Source organism: Paraburkholderia flagellata (assembly GCF_021390645.1).
GTDB classification, from domain to species: Bacteria; Pseudomonadota; Gammaproteobacteria; order Burkholderiales; family Burkholderiaceae; genus Paraburkholderia; species Paraburkholderia flagellata.
Genome location: NZ_JAJEJT010000002.1, coordinates 1,943,559 through 1,963,822, shown reverse-complemented (window position 1 = coordinate 1,963,822; position 20,264 = coordinate 1,943,559). Strand labels below are relative to the sequence as shown.

Here is a 20,264-nt window from a genome sequence, read left to right as displayed (position 1 = left end):
GAAATGAACGCAGTCAGTGACTGGTTGCAGGAGCCCGCGCGCGACGTGCGCGTGGCCGCGAAGGCGGATGTAGTTGTGGTCGGCGGGGGCCCAGCAGGACTGTCTGCTGCGATCGGCGCGGCGCGCAACGGTGCACGCGTGATCCTGCTCGAGCGCTATAACCACCTTGGCGGCCTCGCCTCGGGCGGTATGGTGCTTGTGCTCGACGACATGTGGGACAACCATTTGCGCGAGATATCGGTACGCGGCACTTGCATGACGTTCATCGAGCGCATGGCCGCGCGCAAGCTCGCGGTATTCCCGCGCGCGCAGGAATGGGGCGAGGATCCCGATAGCTATCGGCAGTGGGGCCGCTGGGGTACCTTCGACTTCCACAGCCAGAAGACGCCGCATCCTGTCTGCTTCGCGGCGGCGTTCGATCCCGATGCGATGAAGCGCGTGGCGCTCGAGATGGTCGAAGAGCTTGGCATCGAGTTGCGGCTGCACTCGTGGTTTTCGCGGACGCTGGTTGAGGACGGCCAGGTCAAGGGCGTAATTTGCGATACGAAGAACGGCCGTGAAGCAATTCTCGCCGACGTCGTGATCGATGCTACCGGCGACCTCGATGTGGCGGCGTCGGCCGGTGTGCCCCATGTCGGCGGTAGCTACATCACGACGACGGTGTTTCGCCTGGGCGGCGTGGACACCGACGCAGCCGAACGCTTTGAGGCCGAAGAGCCCGAAGCGTACGCGGTGCTCGACCGTCAGATCAAGCGCATTCTCGGTGGGTCCTGGGGCTACTGGTGGCTCAAGACGCCGCTACCCGGCGTCGTCTGGTGCAACTGCCCGCATATGGCGGGCCTCGACGGCCTCAAGCCTGAAGATCTTACGCGCGCGGAAACGAAGGGGCGCAAGCATATCCACGCAGCTGTCGATTTCGTGCGCGAGAGTCTGCCCGGCTTCGAGAACTGCTACGTGATCGATGTCGCGCCGCAAACGGGCGTACGCCAGACGCGCCTGCTCGAGGGCGAATACGTGATGACAAAGGAAGACCTCGCGCAACGTACCCGCTTCGAAGACAGTGTAGCGCGCGGTCGCGACTACTACATGCCGTATCGTGTGCTGCTACCGAAGCAAGTGGACAACCTGCTCGTCGCGGGGCGTCACTATTCGGCGACGTCACAGGCGCAGAAGATGTCGCGGGAAATTCCCCCGTGCATGGCAATGGGCGAAGCCGCTGGTGTCGCGGCTACCCTAGCGCTTAGCGCGAGCACATCGGTGCGCAACGTCGATGTACGCGCGTTGCAGAAGACATTGCGTGCACAGGGAGCGGATCCGGGTGACCAAGCGGGTCCCAATGCGGACATTCCACCGCTTGCGGTGCATATCGAGGCACGGGAGGCAGCATGACAAGTGCACATAAGACAGTCGATGCGTGTGAATTGCCACTCTCGGGCGTACGCGTAATTGATCTTACGCAGGTCATGATGGGCCCGGTTTGCACACAGATGCTCGCCGACTACGGCGCTGACGTGATCAAGATCGAGCGCAAGGGAGCCGGCGATCTAAGCCGGTCGACCTTCGAGCCCGTGGCGGGCACTGACAACCCGATTTTTTGTAGCCTGAATCGCAACAAGCGGAGCGTATCCCTTGACCTGCGCGACGCGCAGCAGATGGCGGCATTGAAGACGCTGATCGCGGATGCGGATGTCTTGGTCAGCAACTTCCGCGCGGGCGTGATGGAGCGCATGGGCCTTGGCTACGAAGCGTGCCTTGGCCTCAATCCGCGCATCATCTACGCACTTGGGACGGGCTTCGGCGAAACCGGGCCGTATGCGCACAAGGGTGGCCAAGACGTGCTCGCTCAGGCGATGAGCGGTGTGATGGCTCGCCGCGCTGACGAGTCGCTGCCAATCTCGGTTTATCCAACTGCTCTGGCTGACTATTCGGCCGGTATGCACCTCATGCAGGGCATCCTGCTTGCGCTGCTGCATCGCGAGCGAACCGGCGAGGGGCAGAAAGTGAACGTGTCGCTGTATAACTCGATGCTCGCGATGCAGATGCAGGAAGCCGCGATGATCATGATGCAGGACTCCGAAGTGAACTGGGCTGCGATGCCACTTTCTGGTGTATTTGAAACGAAAGACGGCCCGCTGGTGCTCGTCGGCGCGTTCAAGCCAAATCCGCTGCGCGATATCTGCGCCGCGCTGCAGATCGAGGACCTTTCGAAGGATCCGCGTTTTGCCAGCTTGAACGAGCAATTTCGTCATAAAAGCGAGTTGCATCGCATCTTTCGCGAACGCTTCGCCAGCAACTCGCGTGAGTTCTGGCTCGCGAGGCTCGAAGAACAGGATCTGCTGTGCGCGCCCGTGCGAGATCTGCGTGAAGCGCTCGTTGACCCGCAAACGCTCCATAACCAGCTGATCATGGAGGCCGAGGGTGAAGGTCAAACCTTGCGCCTCATCGGCAGCCCGATTCAACTGTCGCGCGCGCCGGTCGGCTTGCGGCGCGCGCCACCGCGACTTGGACAGCATACCGAGGAAGTCCTTCGCGACCTTGCGAACGGCGTTGCCACGGAGGCTCTATGACGGTTCGACTTTCAATCGATCAGCACGTCGCCAGGGTGACGCTCGCACGGCCGGAGGCGCTAAACGCTGTCGATTTCGAGACCGAAAGCGAATTGCAGCGGATCTGGACGGAACTTGAGCGCAACAGAGACGTGCGGGTTGTTGTCCTGACCGGCGAGGGCGAACGAGCGTTTTGTGTCGGCGCCGACCTGAAAAATCCGTCGATGAGCGGCCTTGAATATTGGGCCGCGCCACGACCCGGCGGATTCGGTGGCATTGCGCTACGGGAGACGCTGAACGTGCCCGTGATCGCACGAGTCAACGGCTACGCGCTCGGCGGTGGCTTCGAAATGGTGCTGGGTTGCGACCTGGTCATTGCATGCGAGGAGGCTAGCTTCGGCTTGCCTGAGGCGCTCGTCGGGCGTATGCCGCTTGACGGCGGCATGACGCTCCTGCAGCGCCAGATTCCCTACCGTCAAGCAATGGCGATGCTACTTACGGGCCGTCGCGTGTCAGCGCGTGAGGGCGTCGAGATGGGCCTCGTAAACGAAGTTGTGCAGCGCGCTGAACTGGATGCAGCCGTCAACCGCTGGGTCGACGCGGTGCTTGCTTGCGCGCCGCTGTCACTACAAGCGATCAAGCAGGTCGTGAGACGCACGTCCACGCTTTCACCGGTCGAAGCACAGGGACTGCGGCTGCCGGCGCTCGTAGAAGCGCTGCAATCCGAAGATGCGTACGAAGGCGTGCGGGCATTCCAAGAGAAGCGAAAACCCCGCTGGAGCGGGCGCTGATGGCCTACGTTATCGCCTCGCCCTGCATCGACGTGAAGGACGGTGCATGCGTGAAATGCTGTCCGGTCGACTGCATTTACGAGGGTGAGCGCACACTCTACATCCACCCGGACGAATGTATCAATTGTGGGATTTGTGTGTCGGTGTGCCCGACCGAGGCGATCTTTCATGAGGAGGAACTCCCAGAGGCGGAAGTATTGTTTGCAGCCGTGAACCGGGAGTTTTTCGACACGGGCGTAAGTGCGCTCGGGTCGCCAGGCGGTGCAGGTGACGTGGGTAAATCGGCGTGCGATCATCCCCTGGTAGTTGCCCGACCGCCGAAAGCCATCTCTTGAGAAAACTCGATGCATGCGAACGTTCTGAAGTATTTTGTTGAGGTAGCACGGTGCAGTTCCATCCGCAAGGCAGCCCAGAATCTCTTCGTTGCGTCGAGCGCCGTCAACCGGCAAATCCTGAAACTGGAAGCCGAGATGGGAACTGAGTTGTTCGACCGGCTTCCGAACGGCATCCGGCTCAATGCCGCAGGCGAGCGCGTTTTGCAGCACATCCGTGCGACGTTGAACGATTTCCATCTGATGCGCAGCGAACTAGACGACCTGAAAGGCGATCGTAACGGCCACGTCTCGGTCGCCGCAATGGACTCGCTTTTTGTGGATTTTTTGCCCGCGACGGTCGAGGAGTTCTCCGAGGTCTACCCAGCGGTGACGTACTCGATCGCCGCAGTGCCGCCGCACGACGTGCCTGCCCGACTCGTCAGCGGTGAGTACGACCTCGGCATCTCATACATCACGAAGCTGCCTGCGGGGCTCGACATCATGGTGGAAGTGTCTTTGCCTCCGGGCGTGGTGATGGCCGCGTCGCATCCACTCGCGAAGCGGGAAAGGATCAACTTCGACGACTGCCGCTCGCAAGCGTTCTTACGGCTCGAGGGCCGCTCGCCGATTCAGGGTGTCGTAACGGCAGATTTCCCCGAGTTCTGGGAGTCGCTGCAACCAAGCTTGACCTGTAACTCGACGACACTGCTCAAGCGGCTGATTGCGTCCGGGAGAGGCATTTCATTTTTTTCTAAATTGGCTTTCGTCGACGAACTTGCTCGCGGTGAGGTTGTGTGGCGCCCCCTCGACGACGAGAACGTCAACGCGCTGACCGTCGGAATCATTGCGCCGAGTCAGCGCGCGTTGCCACACGTTACCATCGAGTTTCTCGACCGTATGGCGAGGCGTTTGAAGCACATCGAGTTGGCGCTGCAGGAAGCCTGATTCGCACTGCCCACATCTTCCGCGCGGCGAGAACGAACACGGTTCAGTCTGCTGGATTTGTTATCGTGCACTCCCATGCGAGGCATTCAAACGTGAAGCGTTCTTCCATTTCCGCTGGCGTCAGAACGTGTAGCCTCGGAGTTGTACGGGCAGACGTCACGACCGCTAGACGCCAATTCTCATTCAGCATCGAGCACCTGCGTTCGTTTCGCGAGATGAAAAAGCGCGGCACGACAGCGTCTGCGCCCTTTACTTCATAAAGAATTTCTTCCTGTCCGCGTCGGGCAAGGAGATCGTAACCGCAGTTTTCACGCTGGCGATCCTCGACAGCAAATCCTTGGGCCCGTAGCTCCTGCTTAACGAAGTTGATTGCGGCCTCTTCGATTTCCCGTCTGGTTTGCGGGTCAGCAAACCCACCACCGCGCACGGTTACAGAAACGGCTTCAACGGATTCGAGAAATAAGATACCTGCAATGTCGCTGGCTGGGCGCTCGCCACGGTACTGCTTAATCGTCGGTGCGTCGATGCGGTAGGCAGTCGCCTTGTATTCGCCGAGATACTCCCATGAATTCGTGCCCCGCTTAACATAGGTCGGAACACCATGCGGCGTATCGCGCAAGAGCATCGCGCGATGTTCGATGCGCGGTCCTTTCCCGACAACGATGACATCAGGAGCCCCTTCATTCAAATCTAGACGCAGGGCAAGTCCTTTGACCTCCCCATCTTTGGTGCGGATGTAGTCGTCGCCTCCAGCGGTTAAGCGCGCTAGCTCCGCAGTGTCGACCGATCCAGCGTGTTTGGGTGCACGATGCGTCCGGTCCGTCGGCTTGTGGCTTAACGAGCAATTCCTATTGCGCCGCAAATGCTCAAAATGAGCGGGAGTATGGCCACCGCCTTGATGCGGACGAACCGGGCGACCGCATTCTGTACAGGCGAAGGTCAGCGTTGGGAGCTCATTCGCACGAGCCGTCTGCCTCAGCCGAATCGCCTCCTCGATGGTGATTTCCCTTTGGTCATAATTGCATAGCGTTGCTGTGGCCATTCTTTCCCCGACTTTGTCTCTTTGATAACGTTAGCCGCGCCGAGTTGTGGTGCTGCCTCTGTTGTCGCATGTGGCTGGCAGGCTTCGGTTGCCCATGGCGTTTCTAGTCCGAGCGTATTCTAGGATACTTACAAAAGGAGGTGGCCACCCACGTAGTGGTTGGCGACATGATGTCCGTTCGAAGCAGCGTGCGTCGGTTGCCTTTTTCCGCGTTACCCGAATTTGACAGGTCATGCGATCGGCATTCTCATTCAGGGGCGAGACGCTATCCATGAGACGGATGACGACCATCCGCTCATGGCTACCCGTCGCCTCAGCTTATCGGCGAGGGAGGGTTACGCATTGTCCCCCTGCGCGCCGAGCCCCGACGTGGTCTGTACGCGTCCAAAGGTACTGGCTATGAGGTTTCGACGGAAGGTCACGTGCTAGTTCGGGAAGATAGTGCAGGCGAAGCGTTTTCCAGTGGTCGACAATATTGCTGCGGGTGCGCTAGGCCAGTTCTCGGCGAAAGGTGGGCAAAAGCGTCGCGGCCGGGACCGAGTCGAGCAGATGTTCCTGCTCACTCAGGCGGCCTACAACCTCACGCGTATGCGTACGCTCGCGGGCAGAGCGACGTAGAAGCGTAAATCGGCGAGGAGACGGCATTTGTTCCACCTGAATTGAGGGCGCTCGGCGTCAAATCGACACGGACCAAACCGACACGGCGACTCTTTGGAAAGACCTGCCGCGCATCGGCGAGGTGTATTTCAAAAGCCTGCTAAGCGTGAGCCGCTGAGCGCGCCTGCGTCGCTCGGACAGTGGCATGAGCTAGCGACACATTGTCGAGCCGGCGCTAACCGGATCGCATAGGGGTGACCCGCGCGATCCATGCTGATTTGGCCGTCTCACGTCGCCTGAAGTGTGGTTTCGCCCTGAGCGGGCGCACGGATAAGCGTGCGCCCTTGAGCCCTGGCAGTCAACGATCTGCACAAGGGCGAATTCACACGCTTCTTGCAAGTCAACGGCAAACTTGAGGCTCTGGCTTCATATTGCTAACGTAAGCATTACATTCCGAAGTCAAATAAAGCGCTTCGACACCCCGGGATCGGCCTCTACTTGTGCTCGTCCGTACAATGCGTACGCAATACGCATTGTTTGCGGCTTACTTTTCAAACTAGTGTTTGTGCGGAAGCGCACATCGAGCAGCATTGGTTGGTTGCGCAGTCAAACTGACCGCATACCCTCTTGAAAAAGCTTGGCTGACGTCGGTAAAAATCAGACGGCCGAAGAACACTTGCAGGAGGGGACAAATGTCGAAGCGGATGGCAATGGTCATCGTTGTAGCTGGTGTTTCCGGCTGCGCCGGCATTAGCGCGATTCCACTTACCAAGGATGGTGCACCTACAGGGCAGCAAGAGGGCTTTCGATACTATGTACCGAAACCATACCTTCTTGTTGTCGAGATGCCGGCAGCTACAACGGACGGCACGGATACGGCGCAGAATCCAATTCAGCCTGCACCCGCAAATCCAGCATCTCCTGGAGGTGCACCTCCAGCTGCTGCAGGTGGCGGTGCACCGCCGGTTATCGGCGCAATTAATCCTCAGCCGGCCCAGCCGGTTCAACCGGCGCAACATGCGAAGCACGGGGGGCAACCACCCGCGAGAACTCATGCGGCAGGCGCAGCGGCTCCCGCATCCGATACTACCGGGAAAGGCGGGGCGCCGAGTGGGACGAGCGACGCGAACACGGCGTCGACCGGCGATACCTCGTTTTACGTTGCCAGTTCCAACTCGAATTACGTTATAAAACTCATCTACCTGCCGGACTATAGCCACCCGATGGCTGTCAGCGTGCATAGCGGACTGATAGGGACATCTAGCATTCAGTTGGGTTTTCAGAATGGCTGGATGCTCACGAGCCTGAATGGCAGCTCCGACAACAAGGTCGCGGAAACGCTTGCTAGCGTCGCGAGCATAATTGGATCGATCAAGGGCGTCGGTGGCGGCGGCGGTACTACCGGTGGCGGCGGCGGACATGCCGCAGGCGGCGCTTACGCTCCACCCCAGATACTTCTGCCGGGGCTATACGCCTTCGACGATAGCTCGAACAGCTTTTTGGGACTTTGCGTCGCACAGCCATTTGGCCCGATGACCGACGGACAGCACTATGGTCAGATTCCCCAATGCACCGGCACACAAGTGTCGAACGTTTCCGGCAGCGGTGGAGCGCCGAAATGACCATATTCTCCGAACAAGGGCAACCGATATCTGATTCTGCCCTTTATCCCTCGCCTAGTGTCCCGTTCGACGGAACTGAGAGCGGTAACGCGCAAACGATACCCTCAGCGAAATTCGGTTCGCAATGGTATTCAACCAGTGGACACTACGCGAATCTGTGCTGGGCATGCTGCGCCCAGATGGTCCAGCAGATTCTGACCAGCACCTCGCAAACTCTTGACGTAATTGTTGGCGAGGTTATGCCTGGATGCGCAAGTGCTGCAGTTTGTGACAGCGTCTGCGATCCAGCGGTCGCCTATGGGGCATTGCATATCAGCTTCTCTCAGTCGCCAACTGATAGTACGGTGTCGGCAGGGCCTCTGAATATAGATGACGTAATTAACTTGCTTACCAGTGGGAACGGGCCCGTTCAATATCGAATTGCGTGGGGCCAGACTGCTCACACAGCACTAATCGTCGGATATTTCGAAGACGACAGAGACGTGTACATTATGGATCCGATTTATGGGGAGGGGCCGCTAAGCTTCAACCTGCTTGCAGGTGGATATTGGGGGACCGGCAGTTGGACGTACTCATGGTACGGATTCAGGGCTCAACAAAATGGCTAGCGCTTATCCTCTTAAAGATGACCACGCGCAACACCTCGCCCGCCAACTGGGGAGATGGTTACGTCGGCATCCACGTTACGAACCCAGGCGAGATCCAATACATCGACTGGGCGAGACTTACCGCGTCTGGATACTCACTCTTCCTGCGGAGTTCGATCAACCCGATGCCGGTAGCGTCGTTGAAGAACTTCCACAGACTTGCAAAGAGTCCGACATTCTTCACCATCAAATCTATCGCGGTGACAAACCAGCCTACTACGCGATCTCTAGGTACTCCGAGGGGCGACCGCAATCCGCCCCCGAGGTCGGTGGGCTTCTGGAGTCACAAATCACCGGGGCGATACATAAGGCGGCGCTTTGGCTCGACCGTAACGTGAAGGATGAAGAGGCGCCTTTTCAAGTCAGGCTGCTTCACGTCCCGGAGCGGCTAGTTACAGCAATCTGGCTAACGCGTCACGGCGCAGAGGCGAACGAGAATCTATTCCTTGTGGTCAGTGCGCCGCTTGCAACGCGAAATCGACGGCGTAACCTAAAAGACGAAACTGCTTTTGCGCAATATCTTCGCAGGTTGAAACCGTCCCAATGAGCCTGAAGTTACGCAGTCTCTTGGCTAAACATCCGGGCCGCCGCGACGTATCGACTTCCGCTAACGCGGCGGTTCCCTTAGCTCTTCTTTGCCGTCCGGACATACAGTCACGGCCCGCGAAAGGTCGCAAGTCAGGTACTCGCCACTATCAGCGCTAGCGCTTCCGGCGTGGAGACGACTTCTTCGCAGCCTAGCGTACGAGGCAGACAGCGGTTGCAAACTACCGCGAGGTATTCGCAATCTAGCGTTATCCCGACGAAGCCATTCATCATCGTTTCGGATTCGACATAGGCGAGATGAAACTCCGACATATCCACGGGCCCAGCGCATCTCGCACAAGTCTCGATTGGCTCAAGACCGGCAGGTCGAATCGGCACGCTCTCGTTCGCCATAACGTTGGCTCTGCGGGCAACCAAACAAGCCTGTGAGCAGTAGCACTCCAGACCGTAGGCCTCTTCGACCTCGACCTCGGGTAATATCGTGCAGTAGTGAACGCGGTCCCACTCACGAGTAATCTCGAACACGCGTGTGGTAAAAATCCTTCCGCAGGTAAAGCACTCGTACTCATCGTCTGAAATTTTCGGAATTGAGCTCATCAGAGCCTCCATTGATTGATCGAGTCAATGACTCGAGTGAAACTCCCAGCGTCAACGTTTGGAAAGATAGATGTCAGCGGCCAGATGCAGCACTTGGGGTATCTATGTCGGAGCCCTTCGAACGAGACCGACGCTGAGCCTTTAGCTTTTTGTTACCCCTGCGTGCAACAGATGCCAAAGTGATCGTTCCGCTGAAGCGGCATATTCGTGTGTCAATTGAGACGGAAATTGGCCTCAGTGGCTGCGTATAATCGAATTGTCGGGACGTTGGCTTCCAGTCGAGCTGCAGTCCAACTGCGGCCGTTCGAGATAGGCCAGCGGCGACTTGCAGGACGCGTACTTGCCATTGGCGCCGCAGACGCTGACGTTCGCGATCTATGTCTTCGTCAACGGGCGAGACATATCGACCGAGCGGGCGTGCCTGATCGTAAGCTGCTTCGAGCGCCAGCCAGTCGCTGAATCCATACACCATCGCGGTGAGCGCGTGTGCGAGGTCGATGGAAATCGATGGTTGCAGGTACGTCAGCGCACGTGCTTTTTCGGAGGCGAACCGAAGGCCACGGGGAATAAAGCGCTCGGGCGCACACTGCAAGGGACTCGTGTCGATTGCGACGGACATAGGAAGAGGCACTTCGCGAAAGAGGCCCGGCTTCCTATCTGGGGTCAGCCCTGCTTCTGTAACGATGAATGGATTTCGCTCGGGGCCGCTTGATCGATTCAGTGCACTTGCCATGTTGCCTCCCTGCGCAGCGTTTGGTTGTAGGTTGTTCGCCAATCCTGGAATAGCGCATTCAATGCCGATGAACTGTCCGCGCAACACGGATATCTCGATGACGAGAGCGATTCGATGTCGTCGAGGAACGTGTTAATCGACGTAACATCAATAAGCTCCGCGAGGTGGTCGATTGACGGCGTATATATCGTCGGACCTATATACATGAGAAACGGATGCAGCCTATCGGAGGCTGTTATGAGGAGCGTTGGCGAGTAGACGAGAGACAGTGGATGGACATCTTCGACGAGCCACAAGGGGTTGGTGCAGTTCTCGAAATGGACATAAACACAAACTCGACTCGGAATTTGTACAACAAACCTCAATCGTCCTTGCCGCGCGAATGGGCGAACAAGCGAATCTTCACCAACGAACCAGACGGTTGCTTCCTCCTTGAGGTACTGTTGACCAACCGCGTCGGCCAAATTGATGCTGAAATCTGCAAGTTTCGATGATTTAGCCATTACGACACCTCGAACCGCATGGGACAGATATCCGGTTAGTGCCTCGTTGCCTCGAACGCGAGGTCCATTGCATCTCTCGAGAGATGCGGCACGAGCTCCTTCGCGCCTTCAAGGTCATTTACGGGAATGAGATCGAACACAATTGCCGATGCGTTCGGATCGCGAAAGCGCGCTGCGAGCTTTTTCTTCAGCTCGGGAATCTCAGTGCTCAGCAAGCCCTCTACCATTAGTCCAATGTAGATTCTGCTACGCCCTGTGAGTCTATCCAGCGGGAATGCCTCGATGGCATAGCGTCTACCGGTCTGGGTCAATACGTCACCTCCCGCCACGACACCGGCGCACCAAAGAGCGAACTCTTTGCTGAGGTACGGAACGTCTGGTTGTATGTGACGGTGGGGGAACAGGGTATGTTCGGACGCGATGGAAAACAGCGGATCAAATAGCGAGACGGTAGCTGCAGTTGCCGTCTGTAGTGCATTCGGTAGAGGCCGCAATTTGTGTTCAAACAGGCTCATCTCCGTGGCGCCCGACAATGGATTTGCGCATGTCGATATCACGTCGCCACCGCAATCGTGGATGCAAATCCAGGGCAGGGGGTCCTCCTTCGGTGCCTCGGTTCCCGGGTGCCGTAGCGCGGACCCGATGGCCAGCAGGCGGTCCTTCACTCTTTGAACTGGATCTGCCTCAGTCTTGTCCAAGGGCTTTCGTGAAAGTACGGCATGCGGTAGCCACGGCGAGACCTCTTGCTCGATGATGGCGGTCGAGTGTCTCCGCGTGCGACGCGTGCTTGAGGCGCGGGAGCTTGCAGCTACGTCGTTGGCCGGGTGACTCAAGTTGGCACTCTTATCGCTCTGTGCGGCATGAAACTGAATGCCACAGACCTCGAGACATCCGATCGAATTGGAGGCAAAGACTTCCGATGATCGAAGGAGTTCGGTGGTCGCCGGGAATTCTGGATCATTCTCGGCCAGTCCGTCGTCAGGGCAAAGAAGTACAGGCGCATCGAGTCTCGCGAGCGCGAGCGTACCCGCTACAAGAGGGGTCAGCGGGCCGGTTACTATGTAGAGGTCAATGTCCTCTGGCATGGGCTCCGGCAAGCGACCATCGATAATTGGTCCGCGAATAACGCATACATTCGGCATCTGGAATCCAAACATGCGTTCGCCAAACTCAGTCGTTGTACAGCCTGCTGCTATCAGTCTCTGAATACTTTCCTTGCGTGCCATGGTGCATGCCTCTCAGATTTCTCTGGAAGAACGGGTGCGGCGTTGCAGCGGCGGCTGCCACTGCGGCCACACATTTCCGGTTCCGCTTAGCGGCTCAACCTTTTCGCGACCTTCGCCTGCACGCGACCTCGTTGTCGCCGTCATCTCGAGCGTTCTCCTCTTCATATTCCATTTGCAGACGGCCCGGTCGAATTCCGCACGCCTTTCAGGTCTGGTTGTATCTGGAACCTCTTCAGTATCACCACACAAGGTATGCAATATTCGGAGATTTCTTATGAGCTTCTGCATGTGCCTATCCATAGGGTACGTGAGCACCGATTGGGCATTGCATGGGTCGATCGCTTGCCTGTCTACGCGAGGGGCAGTCGCAAACCGGAACACGTAGGTTTCATGGTCGGATTCACTCTCGCTGACTAAATCGGACGAGTTTTCGATGGAGTGGTTCGAGATTCGAGGCTGAGTTTGTTCTCGTGCCCCCACATCCAACTCGACACAATCACAAAGGCCCTGCGCGTCGTAAATCGATCGGCACATTGTTAGCCCGGCCATGGATAGAGAACGTGGCGAACTCGAAGAGTTGGACGAAGTGTGAGTATTCATGTCGGTATCCTAAGTAACTAGTTAATAAGAGAGATTCATGCAGGATGAAGATGGCTCGCGAGTACAGGGAAAGTGGGGTGAAGTTAGTCAGGTAGGCTGCTATCTCGTACACGTTTGCTATCCGTCTTGTCGTCGATTCTCTTGATCTTGAATGTTTGAGATACCGAATAGTACGTCTCTTCGGAAAGAATTCAAGAAGAATGCAACCAGGGTTAACTTTAAAGTCGCCGCCTGAGTCGGGAAATGGATTCCGGTTCAAATTGTGAATTGGTCATATACGTTTGATATCAATGGAAATGCCGAAAAACATGGCGTCGTTTCGAGAGCGAAACTTCTTGCCATCTTGTTGCGCGTAGACTAAAAATGAATTCCCCGACAGGATATAAAGGAAACCGTACCAAAACGCGGCAAACGTGCACGTTGAAGTCGCCGGCTCGGTAGCAGTCCGAGACGAGGCAAGGGAGCTGTATGTCGACGAGAGCAGGCTGTCGAACGAGTGCTGTGAGTCTTGCTCGATCGAGGCACAGTAGGGGCAGTACCCCAGCCACTTTGCCCATGGTTGTATTGCATTAACCCGTAGGTAGCCGCTTGTAGATTCGCGGCGTTTGTTGAGTACCTGAATGTGGAGGATGTATGGGAGTACGGATTGGCAACTTTCGGTCCTACCGAGATTGGACTGGAGTAGGCGGGGATTGCTGGCATCGTCGTACACAGCGACAGGCATCCAATGAAGTACGCTGCCGGAACACGATGCATTCGGCCAGACTCACGCCGGCGGCATCGAGATCGTCACGGGTCGGCGTGCTTGGCTATTTGGCCGGAAGTACGGTCGCTCGCAGTCGGAAGCGCTAAACAAAGTGGTTGCAGAAATCAGCGGAGGTTGCGATGCAAACACTGACTGACTCCATTCGAATCTGGACAGCAACTCCGTAGTAGTGCGCCTGCAAGCGCCTTCTCTATGGCGCTCGGCGAGACTGTTTACGGACTTGTTGGGCTGTCTCCAGGGCAGTCCAACCGATCTCCGATAGAGCCCGAACGCAGTCGTTGAATTGAGTTCAAACTTCCTCACAGGCCCGATTTGAGGCCGCGCATCATGTGCGAATAACGTAGCGGTAGAAGACACCTTTCCATACAGAGATGAACATCGATTTCCAATTTACGCGGCGGTGGACTGCCGGACACTGAGCGTACCTTGCCTCGGAATCTACGTGGGTATGGGCTACGGGAGCGGCGTGTACGCTTTCTTGCCCAACGGACCCAAGTTCAGGCAATGTTGGCACCAGTATCCGGAGCAAAGGGAATGTACCGGCGACAGGAAATCGATATCACGTCGAGCGTCAATCTGGACGCTTCAAAGCACGAAGCCATTGACGCGCTCGTTACGGCCCGGGGCGGAGTTCGTACGCCAAGAACCGACGTAGTGACAACGCGGACAGCTTCGTTCGCTAGCGCAAGCGTCCTGGCAAGCACGCTTGCGTTGATCGCGACATTGGCAACGCGCATCGGCAACCAAGACCCCACGAGCTCAACTTTACGTGCACAAGATGTCGAGGCACGTTGCCAACCGGAGTCACTTGGGGCAGCTTGCATATGTAGTGCTGCACGTAGCCGAGCAACATGCGCCGCCGAGCCGAGTGGTCGTCTGGACACGTTAGATAGCGAGAGTGTTCACGTTACGGCGGAACAGGCACTCGAATGTATGTGGGTTCCGCGTTCAACGCGGCTGAGTCGTTTCCCTTTGACGACCTCTTGGGCGGTGCCGCGATGAGAGTCGAATCATCAGCCGTTCGTCTTTGGTCGTCCTCGCTCTAAATCAAAACTCTGCTGACCTGTGAGAGGCACTGCGACTTAGTGGCGCTCGAATGTGAGCGTGAGCCGTCGCGGTGACCCGTCGGGACGATGTGTTATTTGGTGAATGGAGCAGAGGAAATGAATGCAAGAGAGAGTGCCGACAGAACTGAGATACAGGAATGGGCAAAGCCAGGTTTTCCATTAAGTGATCAACGGTTGAGTGAGGTTCTAGAGCACGCCCGGGTGACGAGCCTCGGGCAGGCGCTGGTCCGCCAGATTCGCCTCGGACAACCCGACAGCACCCCTCGCGGAGATAGAGAGGTGGGTAACGTTACTGGCCGATACCCCTCTACGAAAATGGGGCGTGTGATGACGTTTGGCAGCGTCAGTCTGGAGTTGACTGCTCTGCTCTACGCTGACAACCATCTTTGTTCGCCAGATGTACTGGAGTTTTGGAATCGAGTCCGACTGCGCGGTATCGATACGGTTGATTCAGCGGGGCGGCGAACTGGCACAACAAGTCATCTATTTCACGCCCTGGTTATCGAAACTGCGCGAGTCTACTTTTTTGAAGTTCGGCAGGAGGAAAAACTCAACGATAACTCACTATATGCAAAGCGCGATGATCAGTCGTGGTACTCGCCTTCCATCGACGCGGCATTGGTCCGCTACGGGATTGGCCACGTGGTGCTTAGTGAAAGGCAACTCGGCGGATACCTCGCTGGAAACTGTGCCTATTTGGCTAGATGCTATGACATCGACTATCGGCGTCCCCAGGAGGAGGAGGTTGAGCGGGTTTGTAGAGATGTGCGCAACGAGATCGTGACGTCACGTCGGAAGCTTATTCAGAGCGGCCACTCGCCGGAGGCGATCAAGTTTGCCATCGCGCACGGGCTTGTATATTTCCCCATCACTGAGCGGGATCTTCGCGAGACAGAGATTGTATTTGTCTATCGGGATCATCAAGCTTTCCTGGCGCACAAGCTCGAACGTGCCGCACAAGGTGCACTGGCTCCCCGCTCCATTCGCCCGCTTCCAGTGGATGGTCAAGAATTTCAGTGGGATGGGAAATCGTGGCATGTCCTCAATGCGGGGAGAACGTCCTATTCGCTCAGACAGGACACGCGTGTTCTCGAGCTGGACATCGCGCAAGTGAGGGACTACTGCGCCAGAAATGCCTGGAACTACGACGTACCGGAGGTGCCACGGATTATGCGTGTCTCCGAAAAGAGGAGAAGCGAAGCGTTTGCGATATTCGAACTAATCAATCGACCAATCGATCAATGGATTTGGCCGTACGGGAAGCGTGCTGGTAAGCCAATACGCGCTAGAACGCGCGAGGAAAAAATCCGAAGAGTGCGACTGGCTCAGGTTCAGGGGACGTCGCCCGTGGAGGCTCTTCTAACATCGTACGACAACTGTGGATCACACATTAGTCGAACAGACGGAGAATACGAGATTTGGCGCACGTGTCTCGATGAAGACTTCTTGACCGATACGGCACCATCGCCGGCAACGATTACAGGAATCTACACTGAACGTTGCAGGCAGGCCGGTGTTCGGCCAGTGAGCAGGGAGACCATTCGTAAGAGAATCAAGGCACTCGATTTCTGCATGATTGTTCGGGAGCAGGACGGGAAATTTGCTGCCTATCCGTACGGTGACTATGTTCCACATGGAAAAGTCAACCGTTTGGTGAAAGGGAAAATTCCGATGGAAGTGGCCCATATCGACCATACCCCTCTACCAGTGAATCCAGTCTGCGCAATCACTGGGGCCGTAGCCAAAAGAGAAGTGTGGCGCTCTAAAATGGTCGACGCTTGCAGCGGCAGGGTGCTCGCGCATGTCATGCACTACGGCCCTCCGGGATATGAGACCTTGTATCGATTGCTAATCGAATGTGTAAGAAGAAACAATGATCGATTGCCTCAGATTATTGTGTGTGACAGAGCGCTCGAATTCAAGGCCAAGCAGTTTGAGGACACTATCGCGAGGTATGGTGTAATCAAGCTGAATCGTCGATCGAGGAGTCCACGCGACGGACAGCCGGTTGAGTCGAGTTTTCGCGCGGACGATGCGGAGACGACAATGAACATCTCCGGCTACCGGAAGCCCGACGTCGACTACCGCGCTTTGCTTGACGAATTTGACCCCAAGAAGACGGCTCTTCATACAATGACGGAAATTCGTAATGCGTTCGATGAAAAATATTATGAGAGGGCGCCAAGAAATCCATCATCGAGAACGCGCGCAGAGACGATTGTTGAATTCGAAAATCGCATATTGAGTGAGGTCGGGACCTCGCACATTCCAGTTGTGGAGAACAACGAGGAATTCGTATTTTTATGTATGCCCGCGATTAGAGGCGGCTATAGAAAGGTCACGCGTAGAGGATCGATTCGGGCCTTAAATCTGGAGTATTTTCATCCCAGGCTTCGTGAGCCAGACGTGGTTGGGCAATGGGTTCTCATTCGATACGATCCTGATTCCATTGGACGCGTCATCGTTTGGGTAGCAGGCCGGTGGGAAGAGTGCTTCTCTGACTACTATGAACTGCTGTCGCAGCTCACACACATGGAACGGCTTGCGTATCAAGAGTACTTGCGCACGGAGGGGCAGGCAATGGCAACCCTCAGGCGCGAACGCGCACGCGATTTCGCTGCTGGGATTTTGAAGATGCGCGAGACGGCCGAAGGAAAACTGATCATGGGAATGGCGCTTGAGAATCAGGGGAAGACTTCTGTTGGAGACACGGACGACCCTGACCGGCCAAATTCAGGGAAGGAAAAGCGTGAGCCGGTGCCAGAGAAAGCGGTTGAGGCAGTCGACCTGGATAAACCAGAATGGACCATCTCTGAAGACGAGATCAGGAGCTACAGCGCTTCGTGATCATATCTCCGCCGATTCACCTGAGTGGGAGCTTTAGTGCGAACCGTGCGTGGTCAGTCAAAACTGGGGAAGGAGGATAAAAGTGGACATAAGCGAGCATGCCCGAAGTACGAACCTGCTTTCTGACGAACAAAAGGCGCACATTCACTATGTGCGCGACGTCCTGACGATTCAGTATGAGTATTTTTTGAATCGCTACGATGAGGTAATGGATTACATATCAGGGGAGGAGCCGGGGCTGCTACTCGTCGCTATTGGACCGACGCACGTAGGTAAGAGCAAATTGCTCAAATACTCGGCGGATGTTCTTGCCGAGAAGGCGCGACAAGGAGGACTGCCAGCGTATGGATCCGCATATGCGCGGATTCCATCTCCAAACGCAGGAAAGTTCGACCACATAGAGACTTGCTGGCGACTGCTAGAGGGAATTGAGGAGCCACTCATCGAAGATACAGTGGAGTACAACGATGATCCTCGAGCAGGTGCGGTAGATAAAAAACAGGTCAAAGGCGCTAAGCGTAAGCCGACGCATTCAGCGATATTGAGGAGATTGGTGAAGGGCATCAACGCCGGCGAGCATGGGGCTGTTTTTCTGGACGAAGCGGGAGAGATTCCTCTTTTACTAAAGAACCGCGCTCCGATGCAAGCTGCCATGTCGATCAAGGAGGTGGCGGATCTGGTAAAGAAACCTGCCGTTCTCGCGGGCGGTCCTGAAATCGCTCCGCTGCTATGGATGAACGCGCAACTTAAAGCGCGGCTTCGGCCGGTTTGGGTTGCGCCATTCAATCCTCAGATTAAAGAGGATGCCATTCAATATGCAAGTGTGCTGCGGGATATCTCAAAGGAATTAGGAAATGATTACATAAGAGAGGACGTGCTAACGATTGGCAACTGTCATTATATGATGCGTCAGCTTTGGGGGATTCTTGGTCTCGGCACAAAGATTACATTGCGCGCAATCACGGAGTCTTTGCGCCACAGTGAGGTTCTTGAGTGGGGATATCTGAAGAGAATGATCGATGAGGCTCACGTTGGGATGCGTACACTGGTGAAAATCGAGATGGCGATGTTTTATGCCGCGCAGGATGAAGATCGTCGATCCGAGTATTGGGCGCAAGCCGCGTACGTGAACATGACGCCTGAGAATTTTTATAAAGGGAAAGAGCCTGGGATTGTTGATGCTCCTGATGTCGACTTTGAAAAGCTGGCAAATAAGGGAGGAAAGGGTAAATCCAACGATAGACCTAAGGCCGGACGGAGGAAGGGGATGGCAAGGCCGGCTGTTCCTGAGCGCCCCCTTTCCAAGAACCTCCCGGGAGAGGGGGCTGCGAGATAAGCGTCGACACGAAAGGCGTTCTCATCGGCGGTGAAGGTGAAACTTCGTGTTCGGCTGTCTATCTCCGATGTGAGACGCTGCAGCAACCTGGAGAACCATGATGCATATCAGGGCGCTTGAACCACTGATGCTCGGCTCATGGGAGCGAGAATGTCTGAGTAGCTACGTTCACCGATTGGCGGAGGCTCACTGTGTCAACGTTGGCGCTCTCATGCAGATCATTTGTGGAAGTTCTCAAGACAGCCAACGGGAATATGCGGGTTGGCGTTCGATCGATTTCGGGTGTGGATTTTCCCAGATTTGTGTCGAAGCACTTGCCTCCGCAACTGGTATCGACGGTCTGGAAGAGACGACGCTAGGGAGCTTCGCGCGTCTCTGTGTGATCCTTGGTGGGCACCGTCGGCATGTAGCATTCTGTCCTATGTGTCTGGATGAGGGTGTCGATTGCTTTCGCACGGCCTATTACCCGCTAATATGGCGGCTGAGATTTTACGAGGTTTGCATAAAGCATCGGACGTTAATGGCGACTGAGTGCCCTCATTGTGGTCTGGGCAAACTTCGAGTCTTCTTCGCGGGCGGCCGAAACGGGTGTTGCTCGAGATGTAGGCGGTGGCTTGGGGGAGGTACCTCTGCATTAGAGGCTGGGCGACCTGCGCAACTTGAGCGGAGCGTCTGTGCAGCTGAGCTAGTTGCCGTCAGTGGCCTGGAGCGTGCGGAACGGGTGAACGCCGAAACATTCTTGAGTGATTTGTGCGTCGAACAGCTCAACGAGAACCGAGGGATGCTTAGGCGTGCGATGAGGGCTACGCCATTTGCCTTAGGGCCGGCCCTGATTCAACCAACGTTGGATAACTGGATGGCATTTTGTGAGATTTATCCCGATGGGCTTCTAGATTTGCTGCCGAGGAGACCTATTCCAGCGTCACTTGGTAAGAACCCTGCCTTTCTTGACTACACTCGGCTTCGTGGAAGAAGAACACTTGACCATAGGGAAGCGTGGTTGCGTATCGAAGACGTGCTTCGGAATGCCTTGAACGAGGTTCCTCCCAGCAAGCCGCGCGACGTGGTGTCGAGGGTAAGCACTTCGCTCACAACATCTAGCGTTTTCAGGAAATACCCGGAGCTCGCGCGTGCTGTGGCAAGGCGCTACAACGAACACCGAAAAAATGAAAAGCAAAAAGCGGGCAAGTAATCAATCCAGAAGTGACGACGCCGTGCGCGGTTGACTGTGTTGCTGCCGACAGTTCGCACGAGTTTCGACAGACGAGCTGTATCGGTCGGGTGAGTAGCAAGACCCAGCGCGAGAGTCATTTGAAAAGCGCCGCTGTGGCTGCGCACGCCGAGAGAACTAATTTGCTTGCTGCTTGAGGGGTCTCTGAAGGTAGCTTTTGCAACCGCGCCCAACGTCAGAAGTTGGGCTTCACGTCGATGCTAGCTGAATAGCCATTTGGGTCTGTAAGGGTAAGCACTAAGCGTGCTACTCGCGTGTGTCTGAGGGCGCAACTCCGGTTGGGGCATGGACGGCCGTTAGGCGCCCGA

Annotated in this window: 14 protein-coding genes; 10 read left to right on the top strand and 4 right to left on the bottom strand. The window is 56.3% G+C overall.

What is annotated here, in order from left to right; all coding sequences use genetic code 11:
• Positions 1 to 3 precede the first annotated feature (3 nt).
• From L0U83_RS23050 to L0U83_RS23030, 5 genes are read left to right on the top strand one after another with little or no spacing between them, the layout of a single operon-like run.
• The gene (locus L0U83_RS23050; RefSeq protein ID WP_233886402.1) at positions 4 to 1,389 is read left to right on the top strand and encodes an FAD-dependent oxidoreductase; all 1,386 of its coding nucleotides are present in this window, start codon (positions 4 to 6) and stop codon (positions 1,387 to 1,389) included.
• On the top strand, positions 1,386 to 2,567 hold the full coding sequence (locus L0U83_RS23045) for a CaiB/BaiF CoA transferase family protein (protein WP_233886401.1): 1,182 nt from the start codon (positions 1,386 to 1,388) through the stop codon (positions 2,565 to 2,567). Before L0U83_RS23050 ends, L0U83_RS23045 begins: the two co-directional genes overlap by 4 nt.
• Before the next feature lie 35 nt (positions 2,568 to 2,602).
• Positions 2,603 to 3,337: an enoyl-CoA hydratase-related protein gene (locus L0U83_RS23040; protein WP_233886400.1), complete on the top strand. Its 735-nt coding sequence runs from the start codon at positions 2,603 to 2,605 to the stop codon at positions 3,335 to 3,337.
• Positions 3,337 to 3,672, top strand: coding sequence for a ferredoxin (gene fdxA / locus L0U83_RS23035; RefSeq protein WP_233886399.1), 336 nt, complete (start codon positions 3,337 to 3,339; stop codon positions 3,670 to 3,672). The genes L0U83_RS23040 and fdxA overlap by 1 nt, the downstream gene beginning before the upstream one ends.
• Positions 3,673 to 3,681: 9 nt before the next feature.
• Positions 3,682 to 4,596, top strand: coding sequence for a LysR family transcriptional regulator (locus L0U83_RS23030; protein WP_233886398.1), 915 nt, complete (start codon positions 3,682 to 3,684; stop codon positions 4,594 to 4,596).
• A gap of 43 nt (positions 4,597 to 4,639) precedes the next feature.
• Here L0U83_RS23030 and L0U83_RS23025 read toward each other — a convergent pair whose 3' ends face one another.
• Positions 4,640 to 5,638 carry a protein NO VEIN domain-containing protein gene (locus tag L0U83_RS23025; protein ID WP_233886397.1) on the bottom strand — a complete coding sequence of 333 codons (999 nt, stop codon included), beginning with the start codon at positions 5,636 to 5,638 and terminating at the stop codon, positions 4,640 to 4,642.
• A 1,289-nt stretch (positions 5,639 to 6,927) separates the two neighbouring features.
• Here L0U83_RS23025 and L0U83_RS23020 point away from each other — a divergent pair.
• Positions 6,928 to 7,857 (top strand): hypothetical protein, encoded by a 930-nt coding sequence (locus tag L0U83_RS23020; RefSeq protein ID WP_233886396.1) that lies wholly within the window; start codon positions 6,928 to 6,930, stop codon positions 7,855 to 7,857.
• A gap of 1,325 nt (positions 7,858 to 9,182) precedes the next feature.
• On the opposite strand, the gene L0U83_RS23015 is transcribed toward L0U83_RS23020, so the two are convergent.
• Both L0U83_RS23015 and L0U83_RS23010 read right to left on the bottom strand, forming a co-directional pair.
• A complete protein-coding gene (locus tag L0U83_RS23015) occupies positions 9,183 to 9,647 on the bottom strand; it encodes a hypothetical protein (RefSeq protein WP_233886395.1) in 465 nt (154 codons plus the stop codon).
• 73 nt (positions 9,648 to 9,720) lie between these two features.
• A complete protein-coding gene (locus L0U83_RS23010; protein WP_233886394.1) occupies positions 9,721 to 10,467 on the bottom strand; it encodes a hypothetical protein in 747 nt (248 codons plus the stop codon).
• A gap of 185 nt (positions 10,468 to 10,652) precedes the next feature.
• On the opposite strand from L0U83_RS23010, the gene L0U83_RS23005 reads away from it, so the two are divergent.
• Complete coding sequence (locus L0U83_RS23005; RefSeq protein WP_233886393.1) at positions 10,653 to 10,874, top strand: hypothetical protein; 222 nt, start codon at positions 10,653 to 10,655, stop codon at positions 10,872 to 10,874.
• Between the two features lie 44 nt (positions 10,875 to 10,918).
• Here the strand turns inward: L0U83_RS23005 and L0U83_RS23000 are convergent, their stop codons facing one another.
• Complete coding sequence (locus L0U83_RS23000; RefSeq protein ID WP_233886392.1) at positions 10,919 to 12,109, bottom strand: hypothetical protein; 1,191 nt, start codon at positions 12,107 to 12,109, stop codon at positions 10,919 to 10,921.
• A gap of 2,529 nt (positions 12,110 to 14,638) precedes the next feature.
• Here L0U83_RS23000 and L0U83_RS22995 point away from each other — a divergent pair.
• From L0U83_RS22995 to L0U83_RS40885, 3 genes are all read left to right on the top strand, one after another.
• Positions 14,639 to 17,389 (top strand): Mu transposase C-terminal domain-containing protein, encoded by a 2,751-nt coding sequence (locus L0U83_RS22995; protein WP_233886391.1) that lies wholly within the window; start codon positions 14,639 to 14,641, stop codon positions 17,387 to 17,389.
• Between the two features lie 82 nt (positions 17,390 to 17,471).
• On the top strand, positions 17,472 to 18,725 hold the full coding sequence (locus L0U83_RS22990; RefSeq protein WP_233886390.1) for a hypothetical protein: 1,254 nt from the start codon (positions 17,472 to 17,474) through the stop codon (positions 18,723 to 18,725).
• A 97-nt stretch (positions 18,726 to 18,822) separates the two neighbouring features.
• Positions 18,823 to 19,917 (top strand): TniQ family protein, encoded by a 1,095-nt coding sequence (locus tag L0U83_RS40885; RefSeq protein WP_373321083.1) that lies wholly within the window; start codon positions 18,823 to 18,825, stop codon positions 19,915 to 19,917.
• Positions 19,918 to 20,264 lie beyond the last annotated feature (347 nt).